At 69.2% G+C, this 15110-nt stretch carries 13 protein-coding genes; 9 read left to right on the top strand and 4 right to left on the bottom strand.

What is annotated here, in order from left to right; all coding sequences use genetic code 11:
- Positions 1–61: 61 nt before the first annotated feature.
- On the bottom strand, positions 62–949 hold the full coding sequence (locus GTZ93_RS08125; protein WP_139923642.1) for a PhzF family phenazine biosynthesis protein: 888 nt from the start codon (positions 947–949) through the stop codon (positions 62–64).
- A gap of 144 nt (positions 950–1093) precedes the next feature.
- On the opposite strand from GTZ93_RS08125, the gene GTZ93_RS08120 reads away from it, so the two are divergent.
- On the top strand, positions 1094–1870 hold the full coding sequence (locus tag GTZ93_RS08120) for a DUF481 domain-containing protein (RefSeq protein ID WP_139923644.1): 777 nt from the start codon (positions 1094–1096) through the stop codon (positions 1868–1870).
- A gap of 550 nt (positions 1871–2420) precedes the next feature.
- A complete protein-coding gene (gene proC / locus GTZ93_RS08115; RefSeq protein WP_139923908.1) occupies positions 2421–3272 on the top strand; it encodes a pyrroline-5-carboxylate reductase in 852 nt (283 codons plus the stop codon).
- Here proC and GTZ93_RS08110 read toward each other — a convergent pair.
- Positions 3254–3937 (bottom strand): ArsR/SmtB family transcription factor, encoded by a 684-nt coding sequence (locus GTZ93_RS08110; RefSeq protein WP_139923906.1) that lies wholly within the window; start codon positions 3935–3937, stop codon positions 3254–3256. The genes proC and GTZ93_RS08110 overlap by 19 nt on opposite strands.
- A gap of 63 nt (positions 3938–4000) precedes the next feature.
- On the opposite strand from GTZ93_RS08110, the gene GTZ93_RS08105 reads away from it, so the two are divergent.
- The 3 genes from GTZ93_RS08105 to GTZ93_RS08095 all read left to right on the top strand — a co-directional run bounded on the left by GTZ93_RS08105 (position 4001) and on the right by GTZ93_RS08095 (position 5945).
- A complete protein-coding gene (locus GTZ93_RS08105; RefSeq protein ID WP_139923904.1) occupies positions 4001–5122 on the top strand; it encodes a cytochrome P450 in 1122 nt (373 codons plus the stop codon).
- The gene (locus tag GTZ93_RS08100) at positions 5119–5463 is read left to right on the top strand and encodes an antibiotic biosynthesis monooxygenase family protein (protein WP_120580272.1); all 345 of its coding nucleotides are present in this window, start codon (positions 5119–5121) and stop codon (positions 5461–5463) included. The genes GTZ93_RS08105 and GTZ93_RS08100 overlap by 4 nt, the downstream gene beginning before the upstream one ends.
- A gap of 83 nt (positions 5464–5546) precedes the next feature.
- Positions 5547–5945 carry a hypothetical protein gene (locus GTZ93_RS08095; protein ID WP_120576622.1) on the top strand — a complete coding sequence of 133 codons (399 nt, stop codon included), beginning with the start codon at positions 5547–5549 and terminating at the stop codon, positions 5943–5945.
- Between the two features lie 18 nt (positions 5946–5963).
- Here GTZ93_RS08095 and GTZ93_RS08090 read toward each other — a convergent pair whose 3' ends face one another.
- On the bottom strand, positions 5964–8648 hold the full coding sequence (locus GTZ93_RS08090) for a M1 family metallopeptidase (protein WP_139915435.1): 2685 nt from the start codon (positions 8646–8648) through the stop codon (positions 5964–5966).
- A 162-nt stretch (positions 8649–8810) separates the two neighbouring features.
- Here GTZ93_RS08090 and GTZ93_RS08085 point away from each other — a divergent pair, with 162 nt between their 5' ends.
- The 4 genes from GTZ93_RS08085 to GTZ93_RS08070 all read left to right on the top strand — a co-directional run bounded on the left by GTZ93_RS08085 (position 8811) and on the right by GTZ93_RS08070 (position 13239).
- Positions 8811–9701, top strand: coding sequence for a hypothetical protein (locus GTZ93_RS08085; protein WP_139915436.1), 891 nt, complete (start codon positions 8811–8813; stop codon positions 9699–9701).
- Between the two features lie 92 nt (positions 9702–9793).
- Complete coding sequence (locus GTZ93_RS08080; RefSeq protein WP_120576627.1) at positions 9794–10615, top strand: SDR family oxidoreductase; 822 nt, start codon at positions 9794–9796, stop codon at positions 10613–10615.
- 14 nt (positions 10616–10629) lie between these two features.
- The gene (locus GTZ93_RS08075; RefSeq protein ID WP_139915437.1) at positions 10630–11550 is read left to right on the top strand and encodes a LysR family transcriptional regulator; all 921 of its coding nucleotides are present in this window, start codon (positions 10630–10632) and stop codon (positions 11548–11550) included.
- Between the two features lie 93 nt (positions 11551–11643).
- Positions 11644–13239, top strand: a complete 1596-nt coding sequence (locus GTZ93_RS08070; RefSeq protein ID WP_139915438.1) for an aromatic amino acid hydroxylase — start codon at positions 11644–11646, stop codon at positions 13237–13239.
- Positions 13240–13341: 102 nt separating this feature from the next.
- On the opposite strand, the gene GTZ93_RS08065 is transcribed toward GTZ93_RS08070, so the two are convergent.
- Positions 13342–14955 (bottom strand): LysM peptidoglycan-binding domain-containing protein, encoded by a 1614-nt coding sequence (locus GTZ93_RS08065; protein ID WP_121753553.1) that lies wholly within the window; start codon positions 14953–14955, stop codon positions 13342–13344.
- Positions 14956–15110 lie beyond the last annotated feature (155 nt).

Here is a 15110-nt window from a genome sequence, read left to right as displayed (position 1 = left end):
AGGTGCGCGGCGAGGCCATCAAGGGGCCCGGCCCCGCGGTCCGTCATGCACGTGAGCCTCGCTATGCGAGCAGCGTGGCGTCCATCACGGAGAGGGCCACTCCACCGACGCGGGCGCGCTCGATGTGGCCTGGTCGGCCGGTGACCTGGATGTCGATGCGACCCGGCTTGCCAATCGTGTCGCCCTGTTCGATGCGACTCGACACCGTGCCGCCGTGCTCCGGCAGGCGAAGGCTCCCGTGCTCGGCGAGGTAAGCCGCGAGCGGTCCCGCGGCGGAGCCCGTCACGGGGTCCTCCAGGATGCCGAAGCCCGGGACGAAGTAGCGCGCCTGGGCAACGCTCCCCTCTTCCTTCGCTTCGCGGGTGAAGAGGTAGACGCCGCGCAAGCCGTGCGGCATCAGCAGCGCGTTCATCGCCGCGCCTCGCGGCGTCAGGGCCTCCAGGTCCGCGAGCCGCCGGAGGGGCACCACCAACCGGTGGCCCTGGCGGATCACCGGCAGTGACGGGTCCACCTGCGACGCGGTCCCGCCCAACGTGGCCAGCAGCGCGTCCAGGGCCACGGGGTTGGGCTGCGCGGGAGGCGGGGGCGTGGCGATCCACACCCGAGTCCCACGCGTGCCCTGGGGCTCCAGCTCGATGCCGAACGTGCCGCCGGGGCACTCCAGCGTGTACGTCCCCGGGCTTCGCAGGAGTTCCTTCTCCGCGAGCAGATGGAAGGTGGCCACCGTGGCGTGGCCGCAGAACGGAATCTCATCCACGGGCGTGAAGTAGCGCAGGCGCACGGTGGCGTCGCCGGGCCGGGACAGCAGGAACGCGGTCTCCGACGCGCTGACGGCCGCGGCGGTCCGCTGCATCGTGGGGACATCCAGCGCCGAGGCGTCGAGCACCACGCCCGCGCGATTTCCCGCACCGGCGGTGCGGGTGAAGGCATCGATGATGTGAACCTGCATGGGCGGACTCCGGACAGGGCAAGGGCCTGGGAAACAGCGCAGGCATGCTCCGCCTGGACCGTTGGCGTCAAGCGCTGGACCGACGCACCGGAGCCCCCACAACAGGGTTGAACGGGAGCGCCAGAGTAGGCACAGCAAGGGTGCATGAATCTCCTGAAGTCGGGTGGGTGGGTGGTGCTGGTGGTGTTGCTCCACGCGAGCGGCGCGGCGGCACAGATCGTCAACGTGCAGGCGCTCTTCGACGAGAAGGCGGAGCCGGGGCCGGCCGCGGCCATCGAGTTGGGCGGCGACTGGCGCACGGGCAGCACGGAGCTGTTCTCCATTCGGGGCTCCCTGGTGGGCCAGCTGCGCTCCGAGCGTGACGTCTGGCTGGGCGTCATCCGGGGTGAGTATTCGTTCGCCAGCGGCGAGCGCATCGTCAGCCAGGTGCTGGAGCACGTGCGCTACCGGCGCAAGCTCACGGACACGGTGTCGGGCGAGATCTTCGCGCAGCACGAATACAACGAGTTCCGCCGGCTCCAGCTCCGGATCCTGCTGGGCGCGGGACCGCGCTTCATCCTGCTCAACGAGGACCGCCTGGGGCTCACCTTCGGGGTGGCGCTGATGCTGGAGCACGAGCGGCTGCGCAAGGACGGCGAGCCGGACGCGGGAGACCGCTACACGGATCCTCGAGTCTCCAGCTACCTGCTGGGACGGATAAGGCTGATGGAGAACATCAACCTCGTGGAGACGGTCTACATCCAGCCGCGAGTCACCCGTCCCTCCGACCTGCGCGTGCTCAACGAGACGATCTTCGCGGTGACACCCAATCCCCGCGTCACAGTGGGCATCGGCTTCAACCTCACCTACGACAGCGCGCCGCCCGCGACAGTGCCCGCCCTGGACACGCAGCTGCGCACCACGGTGGGTGTGAAGCTTTGAGTGGGTGGCAAGTAGCGCGTTGACGAACCGGGCGCGGAAGCCAGGCTCGGGAGGAAGCATCTTCTCCAGCATCAACGGCTCATCCACGGTCACCGCGCGCGGCGTGCGCCTGGGGCGCTGCACCACCATGCCCCGCGCCAGCTTCGCTTCCGATCCGAATCGCGCACGGGCCGTCAGTCCCCCCAGCGAAAGCCCGCGCTCGAACTGCGCCCCCACATCCACCACGCTCCCCACTCGCACCATCCCCATCCCCTCTTCGCCCCAGCATCGCCATCCAACCACAGGGGTCTGACATGGACTCGACGTCACCCGTCGGGCCAGCACGGCCCCGGGCCCCATGCGGCGAAAACCTGTCCGACTGTCGGACAAGTTTGGAGGTAACCGGCCCCGGGCGGGCGCCTCTCTTCGTGGGCTCACCACGCCGTCCGCGCCTGCATCCCGTCGGTCCCCATTGCCGCACCCCGCCAAGGCGCGCCCCGTCGCGGAGACCACAGGGTCACGGACCCTGTTGGCGAACTCCTGGCGGCCTACCTGAGGTTAGGCTTCAGCCATGGCGTCCCCCTCCATTCCCGCCCCCGTCGTCCTTTTGGGGGGCGGCAAGATCGCCGAAGCCCTCATCCTGGGACTGTTGCGGTCCGGCCACGTACGTCCTTCGGACCTTCGCGTCACGGTGCGCCGGCCCGAGCGCGGAGAGGAATTGCGCTCCCGGCACGGCGTGCACGTCCTCGTGGACAACGCGCAGGCGGTGCGGGGCGCGGGCGTAGTCGTGCTGGCGGTGCGCCAGGCGCAGCTGCGGGACCTGATGGCGGTCATCTCGCCTGCCTTGGAACCTGGGCAGACCGTGGTGTCGCTCTCCGCGGACGTGCGACTCGCGCAGTTGGAAGCGGCGTTGCCCTCCAGCGTCTCTGTCATCCGCGCCCTGCCCCATACGCCCGTGCGCGTGGGAGCAGGCGTGACGCCCCTGTCGGCCGGAACTCGGACGACGGAGACCGCGAGACAGGCCACCGAGTCCGTCTTCGCGGCGACGGGACGGCCCATGTGGATGACCGAGGAAGCGCTCACGGTCTGCACGGGCGTGTGCGGCACGGGCCCCGCGTATGTCTTCCGCTTCGTGGAGGCCCTGGCCCAGGCCGCGATGGCGCACGGAATGGACGCGGCGGAGGCGGCGGCACTCGCGAAGGAAACGCTCATTGGCGCGGCGAAGCTGTTGGCCGAACCCGGCGCCACCACCCCTCGCCTCATCACGGAGATAGCGACCCCGGGAGGCATCACCGAGGCGGGCCTGATGGCGATGGACTCTCACGGCCTCCCTCGCGTCGTGGGCGAAGCGGTCTCCGTCGCCATCCAGCGCACCCGGGAGCGCGCGGACGCGAACGCCGCGGCCTACAGCGCGCCGAAGTGACGCTTGATCCCCCGCTGGCCTCCAGGCGTGACGATGAGGCCGCGAGAGTCGGGCTGACGTTCCACCCATCCCAATGAGAACACCCGGGCGGCGAGCGCCGCGCCCAGCGCCCCTGCAAGGTGGTCGCGCCGCTCGCTCCAGTCCAGGCAGCGGTGGGCGAAGCGGCGCCGCTGCTCGCGCACGGGCGCCAGGTCGATTCCGAAGTCCTGGAACCACGCCTCGCCACTCGGGGTGAGCGCGAATGCGCGTTTACGAAGGGCGAGATGCCCGGCCCGCAGGAGCGCGTCGGTGATGCCCATGCCCAATCTGCCCGCAAGATGGTCGTAGCAGTAGCGCGCGGCACGCAGGGGTTCCGGAGTCACTGACACACGGGGTCCACGGACCGCCACGGTCATCAGCGCTTCCACCATCCGCGCCACGGTGGGCGTGGCGATCCGGAACACCTTGTTGCGCCCCTGCCGGGTGGCGCGGACCAGCCGGGCCTGCTCCAGCCGCTGAAGGTGCGCGGTCGCCGTCGCGGGGCTGACGCCTGTGCCGAACGCGAGTTCCTTCGCGACAAGCGCCCGTCCCTCCATGAGCAGCTCCAGCATCCGGATCCGCGTGGCGTCCCCCACGGCCGTGGCCAGCGTCGTGAGGTCCGGCCCTGCATTCATCGTTCGGTCCATGGCGAACCATTTTCTAACACACGGACACGGCAACGGCAGCAGAGTGCCCGGCCACGAGGACCGATGACACCGCCGACCGACCCGTATCAGGCCGTCACCCACACCGACCCGTACCCCTACTACGCGGAGCTTCGCGCCCGGGGAGGACTGCACCGCGTCCCCGGCTTCGGGCCATGGATCGCGGCGGATGCGGCCACCGTCCGCGCGGTGCTCACGAGCGAGCACTGCCGGGTCCGGCCACTGTCGGAGCGAGTGCCTCCGCATCTGGTGGGCACCGCCGCCGGGGCCCTCTTTGGCCGGCTGGTGCGGATGAACGACGGAGGCCCCTACCCCGCCGTGAAGCAGACGCTTTCACGCGCATTGCCGGAGGCGCTGTGTGAGGTCGAAGCGGAGAGCCACCGCTGGGCGGCACGGCTGTTCGCGACGCCATCACTGTCTCGGCTGCCGGACGCCGCCCTCCAGCTTCCCGTGTTCGTGCTGGGGTCGCTGCTGGGCTTCCCGGAAGACACGCTGGAGGCGAGCGTGCAGGACGTGGATGCCTATGTCCGCTCGGCCGCCGGTCCTCCTGCGGGCAGTGAGGGTGCGGCGAGGCTGAACGAACGCGTGGCGGCCTGCTTCCAGTCCACGGCGAGGACCGCGTTCACGACGCGGCTTCTGGAAGGCCATGGCTCGGAGGACCTGCGCATCCCGAACGCCGTGGGCCTGCTCACCCAGGCATATGAAGCGACGGCCGGGCTCCTGGGCGCGACGCTGCGGGCCTTCGCTCACGTGCCCGAGTTGCGCGAGCAGCTCTCACATGGCGCGTGCACGATGGACGACGTGGTCCAGGAAGCGGCTCGACACGATTCCCCGGTCCAGAACACGCGACGCTTCACCCATGCCGCCGCGACCATCGCGGGTCAGGCGCTGGAGGCCGGTACGACCGTGGTCGTCGTGCTCGCCGCCGCGAATCGGGATCCACTCGAGAATCCCCAGCCCGACGCCTTCCTGCCAAAGCGCGCGCGGCGCCAGAGCTTCACCTTCGGCCTGGGCTCGCATGCCTGTCCTGGACCCCTGCTCGCGACGACGATGGCCAAGGCGGCGGCGGAGCGTGTGCTCGCGAGCGGCCTGGACCTGTCACCGTTGTCGGGCCCCGTCACCTGGCGTGCTTCCACCAATGCCCGCGTCCTGGGAGGACTGGAATGATTGCTGTCATCTTCGAGGTCTGGACACACGAGTCGCATCGGCAGCGATACCTGGACCTCGCGGCGGAGCTGCGGCCCCTGCTGGCGGACATCGACGGCTTCATCTCCATCGAGCGGTTCCAGAGCCTCAGCACACCTGGGAAGCTGCTGTCCCTGTCCTACTGGCGCGACGAGGCGGCGGTGGCGGAGTGGCGGCGCCAGGAGGCCCACCGTGAAGCCCAGCGCGAAGGCCGAGGAGGCGTGTTCAGCGACTACCGCCTGCGGGTGGCGCACGTCGTGAGGGATTACGGCTTGAAGGACCGGGCGGCCGTGCCCGCCGACAGTCGCACCGTGCACGACTGACGCGGCCGGCGCACGGCGGCTGTCTTCCCGCCCGTCCCTCCCATGCGGGCCATGACTCCCCCACCTTCTTTGGGGGGTGAACGATGAAGCGAGGCCATTGGAGAGGTGCCTGGGGGCTGGCTGCCGCGCTGCTCGGGCTTCCGGCGGTGGGGCAGATGGAAGGCCCACCCGAGGGTGCGTCGCAATACTCCTGCTTCGAAGCGGCGCGCCAGGGCAGCTCGGTGAGCGAGAGCATCGCGGCGCAGCTCTGCCAGGGTGCCCGTTCCGACACCCCGGCACAGTGCTTCCTCCGGGTGCAGGAGAAGGGCTTCCTCGCCGACCCGCAGGCGCTCCAGCTCTGCCAGTACGCCCAGCCCTCGGATGATCCCGCGGCCTGCTTCTTCAAGGCGCGGACCTCCTCGTTCCTGGACGAGACACAGCTCCTGGAGCTCTGCCGCCCGCCCATCGCGCAGATGCTGAAGATGTGTCCCTACGGTCCGTGAGGCTTCAGGCCGTGGGGCTCACCGGGCGCGGAGGAACGCCTTGACGCTCGGGGACTGGAGCTTCTGGGACTCGATGCACAGCCGGATGGACTCCAGGGCCCGGGTGAGCGCGCGCGGTCCGCCTTCAATCTTGTCCACGCGGGGCGTGAGGAACGTCTCCACCTGCGCCAGGTGGATGTCATCGCAGAGGCTCCCCGTCTGGCCAATCAGCCGACCCAGCTCATCCGAACGCAGCCGCTGGGTCAGCGCATCGAAGTGCGTCTGATAGAAGTTCCACGCCAGCGACTGCGACTCCGGCAACATCAACGCCATCCGGAGGATGCTCTGCGAGTCCCGCACATCGAAGTCCGGCGACACCACGAGCCCCAGCGCCCGCCACAACAGCTCCGGGTTCCGGAAGTAGCCCAGCGACATCAGCAGCCGGGAGCGCTCGGTGCGGTCCTGTTCCTTCTTCGCCGCTTTCAGCAGCGCGTCGAACAGCGCCGCATCGCCGTGCGTCGCCGCTCGGGGCAGCGCGGCACTGAACGCCTCCGGGTCCACCGACTTCCGGTCCGCCAGCCATGCGCGCACCAGGGGCAGCGCCTCCTTCACCAGCCGAGGGTCATCGCCCAGACCACCGGCCAGCCGGAGGAACAGGGAGCGTGAATCCTTCACGGAGTCGTCCTCGCCCGGCTTCGGCACCCAACCCATGGCCCGCGCGCGCGCCGAGTAGAGCGAGGCCACCCACGCGCGGAAGCGCTGGCGCTCCTCGGGCGTGAGCTGCTCCAGGCGCACGAGTTCCAGCAGCGAGGCACCGCTCTGCACCACGAGCCGGTTCGTCGACTTCGCGGAGGCAGGCACCGACTTCAGCGCCTCCCCCAGCGGCAGGTCGCCCCGGCTCACCGCCGCATCCACATCCGCCCAGAGCGCCATCTGCTCCGCGGGAGTGAAGGCGGCGACCGGAGTCGCGAGCAGCTTCGTCAACTGCTCGCGGGTGTAACCGCTGCGGTAGTAACCCGTGCCGCCCGCGTTGAGCAGCACCCACGCCGGGCACTGCTTCGAGGGCAGCGCGACCTCCGCGGACGGCCCCTGCAACATCGAGCACACCCGCGACGACTGCGTGCCCGTGCCCACGCGAAGACACACGGGCACCTGCCATTCCTGCCGCGAGTCCGCCTTGGAGCCCACGGGCAGGTACCGCTCCTGCGACAGCTTCACGGACGGAGCACCGCCCGCCGGGCACGACAGCCGCGCGGTGATCCGAGGCGCCCCACTCCGCTCGATGAACCCGCCGAAGGATTGCGCCACCTCCGGCCCCGCCGCCTGGGACAGGTCCGCGAGGAAGTCCTCCATCGTCGCGACCTTCCACGCGTGCTTGCGGACATAGCCCCGGAGGAAGTCGCGGAAGCGCTCGGGCCCCATCCAGGCCTCGTACATGGCGATGACGGACGAGCCCTTGTCATACGTCGTCCCGTTGTCGAACGAGCCCACGATGTCGTCATTGCTCTCCACCGGCTTGCGAACGGGCAGCGCCGACGCCAGCTCATCCGACGCCAGGGCGGAGCGGGTCGCGGACATGGCGCGCTCCTGCTGGTAGTCCCAGGACGGCTCCAGCCGGTCCACGGTCTGCCGGTCCAACCACGCGGTGAAGGACTCGTTCAGCCAGATGTCGTTCCACCAGGAGCAGGTGACGACGTCCCCGAACCAGTAGTGGCCCAGCTCATGGTTGGCGATGACCGCGTACGACTTGCGGCGGGCCAGCGTCTCCTCACCGGGCGGAATGAGCGTGAGCGGCTGCCCGAGCGCGACGATGCCCGGGTGCTCCATGGTGCCCCAGTACCGGGGCACGACCGCCACATCGAGCTTCTCGTACGGATAGGGCTGGTCGAAGAAGTCCTCCAGTCCCTTCACGATGCGAGGTGTGATGCTCGCGGCGTAGCGCGTCTCCGCGCCCCGGCCCTTGGGGACGATGAAGCGCAGCGGCACGTTCGTGCGTCCCACGGTGCCGGCCTCCACCACGTCGAACGGCCCCACCATGAAGGCCACGAGGTAGCTGGGCATCGGCTTGCTTTCCGCGAAGGTGACGCGCTCCAGTCCGTCCGCCAGAGGCTCGCGCGACACGACGGGATGGTTGGCCAGCGCCACGTGTCCGGCCTTCACGGTGAAGCGCAGGCGCCACGGCACCTTGAAGGTCGGCTCGTCGAAGCACGGGAAGGCACGGCGCGCGTCGATGGGTTCGAAGAACGTGTAGAGGTAGGGCTCACCGCCCTCCTCCACCCCGTAGATGCCCTGGCTGCGCTCACGGTCCACCTTGCCGGTGAAGTCGAGCAGGAGCTGCGCCTTGCCCACCGGCAGTTCCTCCGGCAGGAGCAATCCCAGACGTCCTTCGGGCGCGGTGACAGGCTTCGCATCGAACGTGCGACCCGCCACGGTGACACGAGCCCGCGTCACGTCCACGTCCTGCGCATGCAGCCACACCTGGCGCACGGGCTCGCGGACCTCCACGTCGATGGTGACGCTGCCCGGGTACGTGTCCTCCGAGGGCACGAGCTTCAGGTCCAGCGCGTAGTGCACGGGCCGCACGGTGTCTGGCAACCGCAGCGCGGGGGGCAGGGCCTCCGGCCACGAAACGGCGGGCGGCGCGGAAGCAGTCGGCGCGGCCTCCGGCGCGTGGGCGCAGCGGACGGTCAACACCACCAGGGCGAGGAGTGGGAGCAGTCGCATGGGGGCGCAGCGTAGACCATGCGCGGGTCGCGCACCGCGCCTACGTCTCGGCTCGCACCCACAGCATTCTTGAAATGTCTCCAATCCGTGAATCAGTGATTTCAACCCCGCGAGCCGCTACGGTCCTGCTCCCCCCGTTTCAGCTACAAGCCGAGGAAAAACATGTTTCGTCGCAGCAGCGGTCTTCTCTCCCTCTTCGTGTCCCTGTTTTTCGTCGTGGGCTTCGCGTCGTCGGCCAGCGCTGACACCTACCAGACCTATGTGACGCCCACGGTCAATGGCTATCAGATTGGCACGTACCTCCCCAACCAGCCCACCGGGAACTTCAGCAGCGCCGCCGACACCGCCCGCCGCTTCTGTCAGGACCAGGGCCACAGCGGCGCGCAAAGCTTCACCACCGCCATCCGTGGCTCCGCCTTCTCGTTCATCGTGGGTACGAATGGCGTGGGCAACTGGGGCACCACCGGCAATTCCAACGTGACCATGCTGGAGACCGTCACCTGCTTCACCTCCAACTCGGGCGTCACCTACACGACTCCCGCGGTCAATGGCTATCAGATTGGCACGTACCTCCCCAACCAGCCCACCGGGAACTTCAGCAGCGCCGCCGATACCGCCCGCCGCTTCTGCCAGGACCAGGGCCACACCGGCGCGAGCAGCTTCACCACCGCCATCCGTGGCTCCGCCTACTCATTCGTCGTGGGCACGAACGGCGTGGGCAACTGGGGCACCACCGGCAATTCCAACGTGACCATGCTGGAGACCATCACCTGCTTCGACGCGACGGTGCTCACGTACACGACGCCGAAGGTCAACGGCTACCAGATCGGCACCGTCCAGCCCAACTTCCCGTCCGGCAACTACAGCACCCCGGCGGCTACCGCCCGCCGCTTCTGCCAGGATCTCAACCACGTCGACGCGAGCAGCTTCACCACCGCCATCCGAGGCTCCGCCTACTCATTCGTCGTGGGCACGAACGGCGTGGGCAACTGGGGCACCACCGGCAACTCCAATGTGACCATGCTCGAAACGGTCACCTGCATCACGCAGTAACCGACAGTCCGGGGACCGGGGCTCCTCGCGGCCCCGGTCCACCGGGTGTCTTCCAGATGCACGCGGCGGTGGAGTGGGTCAGGATGCGGCCCATGTCCAACCTCCAAGGCAAGACCCTCTTCATCACCGGCGCCAGCCGCGGCATCGGCAAGGCCATCGCGCTGCGCGCGGCCCGCGACGGCGCCAACATCGTCATCGCGGCGAAAACCACGGACCCGCACCCCAAGCTGCCCGGCACCATCTACACGGCGGCGAAGGAGATTGAAGAGGCCGGCGGCAAGGCCCTCCCCTGCGTGGTGGACATCCGCGACGAGGCGCAGATCCACGCCGCCGTCGCCAAGGCCGTGGAGACCTTCGGCGGCATCGACATCCTGGTGAACAACGCCAGCGCCATCAGTCTCACCGGCACCCTGGAGACGCCGCTCAAGCGCTTCGACCTGATGCACGGCATCAACACGCGCGGCACCTTCGCGTGCTCGCAGGCGTGCATCCCGTACCTCAAGAAGTCCTCCAACCCGCACATCCTCAACAACTCGCCGCCGCTCAACATGGAGCCGCGCTGGTTCGGCCCCCACGTGGCCTACACCATCGCGAAGTACGGCATGAGCCTGTGCGCGCTGGGCATGGCGGAGGAGCTCAAGGACGACGGCATTGCCGTCAACACGCTGTGGCCCCGCACCGTCATCGCCACCGCCGCCGTGCAGAACCTGCTGGGCGGCGACGACACCATCAAGGGCAGCCGCACGCCGGAGATCATGGCCGACGCCGCCTACACCATCCTCACCAAGCCCAGCCGCTCCTTCACCGGCAACTTCTGCATCGACGATGAAGTGCTGCGCGCCGCCGGCGTCACCAACCTGGACAAGTACCAGTCCGTTCCCGGCGCGGAGCTGCTGCCCGACTTCTTCCTCTAGCGCGTCTTGGCCCCATGCCCCCGCGCAAGCTCCAGCGACATCTGGTCTGGCTCGAGTCCTTCACCGCCGCCGTGGAGGCAGGCAGCATCGACGCCGCCGCGGAGCACCTGGGCGTCGCCCGCTCCGTCGTGAGCGAGCACATCCGCGCCCTGGAGGAAGCGCTCGCGGATGGCGCCGCCCTGCTGGAGCGGGGGCCTGGCCGGCGCCTGCAACTGTCCGCGCGTGGAGAGCGCCTCTACGCGGGCACCCAGACGCCGCTGCACCAGCTGGACGTGAAGCGGCTGATGGACCTGGCCCGCGTGGAGCCCACCCTGCGCCTGGGCCTCAACCCCACGCTGTCCATGTCGCTGCTGGGCGGCATCGCGCAGGACGCCGCCGCCGCCGACCTCAAGCTGGTGGTGGGCTTCGGCGGTTCGCACGAGCTCATGCGGCAGGTGCAGACGCGGCAGCAGGACCTGGCGCTCGACTTCACCCCCCTGCCTCCGCACGAGGGCGTGGACACCGAGTCCCTGCTGCGCATGTCCTTCGCGGTCATCGCGGGGCCCGACTCCCCGCTCGCGAAGGCGCACGCCTCCCGCCGCACCCTGGATGTGAAGGACCTCCAGGGTCAGCGCTTCGTGGACTGGTTGCGGGACGACCCCTACGGCGGAGCCAACAGCGCGCGCTTCGCAGCGCACGGCGTCTCCGTCACCGAGGTCGGCCGGGTGGAGAGCTTCCTCCACCTCTACGAGCTGCTTCGCGCGTACAAGGCCTGCACCATCGCCCCGGACGTGCGCCCCACCCAGCCGTTCCCCGCGGATCTCCACGTCTGGCCCCTGCGCGAACTGGAGCCCCAGGTCGTGGAGGTGGTAGCCGTCTGGCCCTCCGGAGGCCTCAGCCCCGCCGTCCAGGCCATCCTCGACGGGGTGCGTCGCCGCCTGAATAAACGACGATAATCCGACGAAGACGTCGAATTCTGCCGGATTTCCGTCTTGCAGTGGGGTGCGTATTCTTCAGGAGTCCTGCATCTCCTGAAGGAGCCGCTCGCGATGACGCCCACGGAACGGACCATTGCCCGCCTTCCCGCCCACCTGCGCCGCTACGTGGTGGGCCAGGACTACGCGGCGTACACGCCCCGGGATCAGGCGGTGTGGCGGCACATCCTGGGGCAGCTGCGCGAGCACCTGAGCGACAAGGCGCACCCCGTCTACCTGGAGGGCCTGGAGGCCACGGGCATTGGCGCGGAGGCCATCCCCAGCCTGGACGAGATGAACGAGAAGCTGTCCACGCTGGGCTGGTCCTGCGTGGCGGTGCGCGGCTTCATCCCGCCGGCCGTCTTCACGGAGCTGCAGGCGCTGGGCGTGCTGGCCATCGCGGCGGACATCCGCACGCACGAGCACATCCAGTACACGCCCGCGCCGGACATCGTCCATGAGAGCGCGGGCCACGCGCCCATCATCGCGAACGCGCGCTATGCCCAGTACCTCAAGGCCGTGGGGCTGGTGGGCTTCAAGGCCATCGCCAGCGTGGAGGACCAGGCCGTCTTCGAGGCCATCCGCAACCTCTCCGTGGTGAAGGAGGACCCCACCGCGACGGAGGAGGAGATCGCCCACGCCCAGGCCCGCCTGGAGGCCGCCAACGCCAGCCACCGCTACATCAGCGAGAGCACCCGCGCGAGCCGCCTGTACTGGTGGACCGCGGAGTACGGGCTGATTGGCGACCTGAAGCACCCGCGCATCTACGGCGCGGGCCTGCTGTCCAGCATCGGCGAGGCCCGGCACTGCCTGACGTCCGCCGTGCACAAGCTGCCCCTGGGCGTGGCGTGCGCGGACACGGACTACGACATCACCCGCATGCAGCCGCAGCTCTTCGTGGCGCGCGACTTCGAGCACCTCTTCGAAGTCCTGGCCGAGTTCGAGTCCACGCTCGCGTGGAAGCGCGGCGGAGACCTGGGCCTCAACGAGGCGCTGCGCGCGCGCACGGTCAACCACCTGGTGCTCGCGGACGGCCGCGAGGTGACGGGCAAGGTGGTGGAGCTGCTGCCCGCCGCGAAGGACGTGGCCCCGGGCCTGTCCACCGCGCTGGCCCGGCTGGAGGGCCCCATCCTCACGTCCATGAACGGGCACGCCCTGGACAAGCCGTTCAGCGGCGCGGCGCTGGTCGCCTTTGGCCAGGGCACCCTTCCGGAGCGCGGGAGCTTCACGCTCACGCTCGACAGCGGGCTGGTGCTGGAGGGCTTCGCGGTGGGCGGCGGAGAGGTGATTGCCCTGCGCGGCACGCTGGCCGGCCAGGAGCTGACGCTGCCGTCCATGGCGCGCCTGTACCTGACGGAGCGGCTGCCGTCCGTGGCGGGCGGCCCCGCCGACCCGGGCACGTGGGACGAGTGGTTCGGAGAGATGGACGCCTTCACCGCGGGCGACGGCGAGGCCCAGGCGCGCGAGCGCAAGGCGCAGGCCCTGCCCCCGTCGCTGGCCGCCCTCTACACGGAGGTGCGCCGCATCCGCGAGACGGGACAGCTGGCCTCCGAGCGGCTGGAGCAGATCGCCCGCGCGTCCACGGACTTCCCCACCGACTGGCTCCTGCGCGCAGAGGTCGCGGAGCTGCGCGGCGAGGTGCCCGCGCGGCGCGAGGCGGCGCAGGCGTAGGGCCCGGCGCTTCGAATCCCAGACGGATGACGCACAACGGCCCGGTCGACCTCTTCACGAGGTCGCCGGGCCGAATCACTTCCGGGGCTTTCGCCGCCGGGGCTACTTGTTGATGCGCACCATGGCCACGTCGTAGTGGCGCTCGGTCACGTAGCCGTTCGCGGCCTTGCCGGGGCGGTACATGTTCCCGGTCTTGTCATCCACGTAGAAGCGGTTGTTCGGGTTCGTGTCCTTGCCCGTGCTGGCGTTCTTCGTGCCCGGGTCGTGGAACGTGTAGTAGGTGCGGCCCTTGTCGTCGACGCCGCGGCCCGTGATGGTCACGAAGTGGTCCGTGAGGCCGTCCGCGTTGTAGCTCGCGTCCTTGTGGCTCACGCCCACGACCACCGGCTTGCCGGCCTCCAGCTGCTTGTCGATGTAGCTGCGGCCCTCGGCGGCCTTCTTCGAGTCCACGTTGAGCGCGCCGACGCCGTTCTCGCTCTTGCCCACCTGAATGCGGCGGTCCGGGCCCAGCACGGTCGCGCCGGAGTCACGCGCCATCGCCGTCGCGGCCTTGAAGCACGCCGTGTCGCTCGCGGTGTAGCCGTGGCCGTTCTCGAACTGGCTGTAGTACGGCACCTTCACGTGCACCGCCGGCTTGTCCTTGGACGGGGCCACCTGCTCCGTGTTCGCGGGGGCCGCCTCCGTGGTGGGCTTGGAGGTGTTCGTGCCCTGCGTCGTGGGCTTGCCTTCCGTGGTGCCCGGCTTCGAACCGTTGTTCACGGACGGGGGAACCACGCCCGTGTTGGTGTTGGCCGGCTTGGTCGTGGTGCCCGACTTCTCCTGCTTCAGCATCGCGAGGGCGTCCTTCGCCTCCGACTTGAATCGGTTGGCCACGCCCTTCTGCACGTCCTTGGAGCTGCCGGAGAAGTGCACCAGGGTGCCGCTGGCGTTGGTGCGGCCGCGCTCGGCGTAGATGTCCTTGATGAGCTGCTCGTCGCTCACCTTCGCGGGGTCGCGCCCGTTGAGCGCCTTCTTGAAGATGTCGTCCGCCTTGCCCGGGCCGTGCTGCACGGAGGTGGACCAGGCCACGTCCCGCAGCGCAGCGGAGCGCTTGTCCAGGTCGATGCCCGTCGCCTTCTTGATGTTGGCGGCGCCCGCGTCGTAGTGCGTGGTCTTGATGTAGTCGTGCTGCGCCTTGTCGAAGCCCTTCGGGTCCTTCGCGGCCAGCTGCTTCCACGCGGCGGAGAACTCCGCAGTGCCCGGCTTGCTGCCCGACAGCGCCTTGTGGAACTCCGGGTTCGTCTTCTTCAGCGAGTTGACGAACGACTGCGCGGACCCGTTCGCGGAGGCGAACTGGTAGGAGCCGTAGGACACGCCGCCCTTGTCACCCTTGCCCGTGGACACGGTGCCGGGGCCGCGAGCCTCGTACTTGCGGCTCAGCCCACCCAACTCCCCGTTGGTCGCGCTGCTGGAGTTCGTGTTCGCGGCGGGCGTGGTCGCCTTCGCGCCGTCCGTGGACTGCGTGAAGCTGTCGCCCGACGTCTTCGTCCCCGCGCTCGACTTGTTGGTGCCCTTCGTGTCGAAGCCGTCCTGCACCTTCAGCGTCTGGCCGGCCAGGATCTTGTTCGGATCCTTGATGTTGTTCGCCTTGGCCAGCGCGTCAACGGTCGTGTTGTAGCGCTTCGCGAGGCCGGAAAGCGTGTCGCCCGAATTGACGCGGATGTTGGAGACGGTCACGGAGAAGACCCCTCGATGTCTGGCCGCGACCAAAGGCGCCGCGGACGTGCTTGGATTGCCCGGATTATCGAAAGGCAATGCGATCAGTTTCGCATTCCCAGTCACAATCGTGTGAAACCAGTGATTCCAGCAGCTTCAGTTTCAGCGGATCGATC

The organism is Corallococcus exiguus (assembly GCF_009909105.1).
GTDB lineage: Bacteria > Myxococcota > Myxococcia > Myxococcales > Myxococcaceae > Corallococcus > Corallococcus exiguus.
Note: the sequence above shows the minus strand (reverse complement) of the source record. Positions and strands in the feature narration are given on the sequence as shown.

Bases quoted from the DNA above. Each gene is read 5' to 3' on its own strand.
- GTZ93_RS08100 (WP_120580272.1), top strand. From the start codon at position 5,119: ATGATTGCTGTCATCTTCGAGGTCTGGACACACGAGTCGCATCGGCAG.
- GTZ93_RS08080 (WP_120576627.1), top strand. From the start codon at position 9,794: ATGTCCAACCTCCAAGGCAAGACCCTCTTCATCACCGGCGCCAGCCGC.
- proC (WP_139923908.1), top strand. From the start codon at position 2,421: ATGGCGTCCCCCTCCATTCCCGCCCCCGTCGTCCTTTTGGGGGGCGGC.
- GTZ93_RS08105 (WP_139923904.1), top strand. From the start codon at position 4,001: ATGACACCGCCGACCGACCCGTATCAGGCCGTCACCCACACCGACCCG.
- GTZ93_RS08120 (WP_139923644.1), top strand. From the start codon at position 1,094: ATGAATCTCCTGAAGTCGGGTGGGTGGGTGGTGCTGGTGGTGTTGCTC.
- GTZ93_RS08090 (WP_139915435.1), bottom strand. From the start codon at position 8,648: ATGCGACTGCTCCCACTCCTCGCCCTGGTGGTGTTGACCGTCCGCTGC.
- GTZ93_RS08110 (WP_139923906.1), bottom strand. From the start codon at position 3,937: ATGGACCGAACGATGAATGCAGGGCCGGACCTCACGACGCTGGCCACG.
- GTZ93_RS08095 (WP_120576622.1), top strand. From the start codon at position 5,547: ATGAAGCGAGGCCATTGGAGAGGTGCCTGGGGGCTGGCTGCCGCGCTG.
- GTZ93_RS08070 (WP_139915438.1), top strand. From the start codon at position 11,644: ATGACGCCCACGGAACGGACCATTGCCCGCCTTCCCGCCCACCTGCGC.
- GTZ93_RS08085 (WP_139915436.1), top strand. From the start codon at position 8,811: ATGTTTCGTCGCAGCAGCGGTCTTCTCTCCCTCTTCGTGTCCCTGTTT.
- GTZ93_RS08125 (WP_139923642.1), bottom strand. From the start codon at position 949: ATGCAGGTTCACATCATCGATGCCTTCACCCGCACCGCCGGTGCGGGA.
- GTZ93_RS08075 (WP_139915437.1), top strand. From the start codon at position 10,630: ATGCCCCCGCGCAAGCTCCAGCGACATCTGGTCTGGCTCGAGTCCTTC.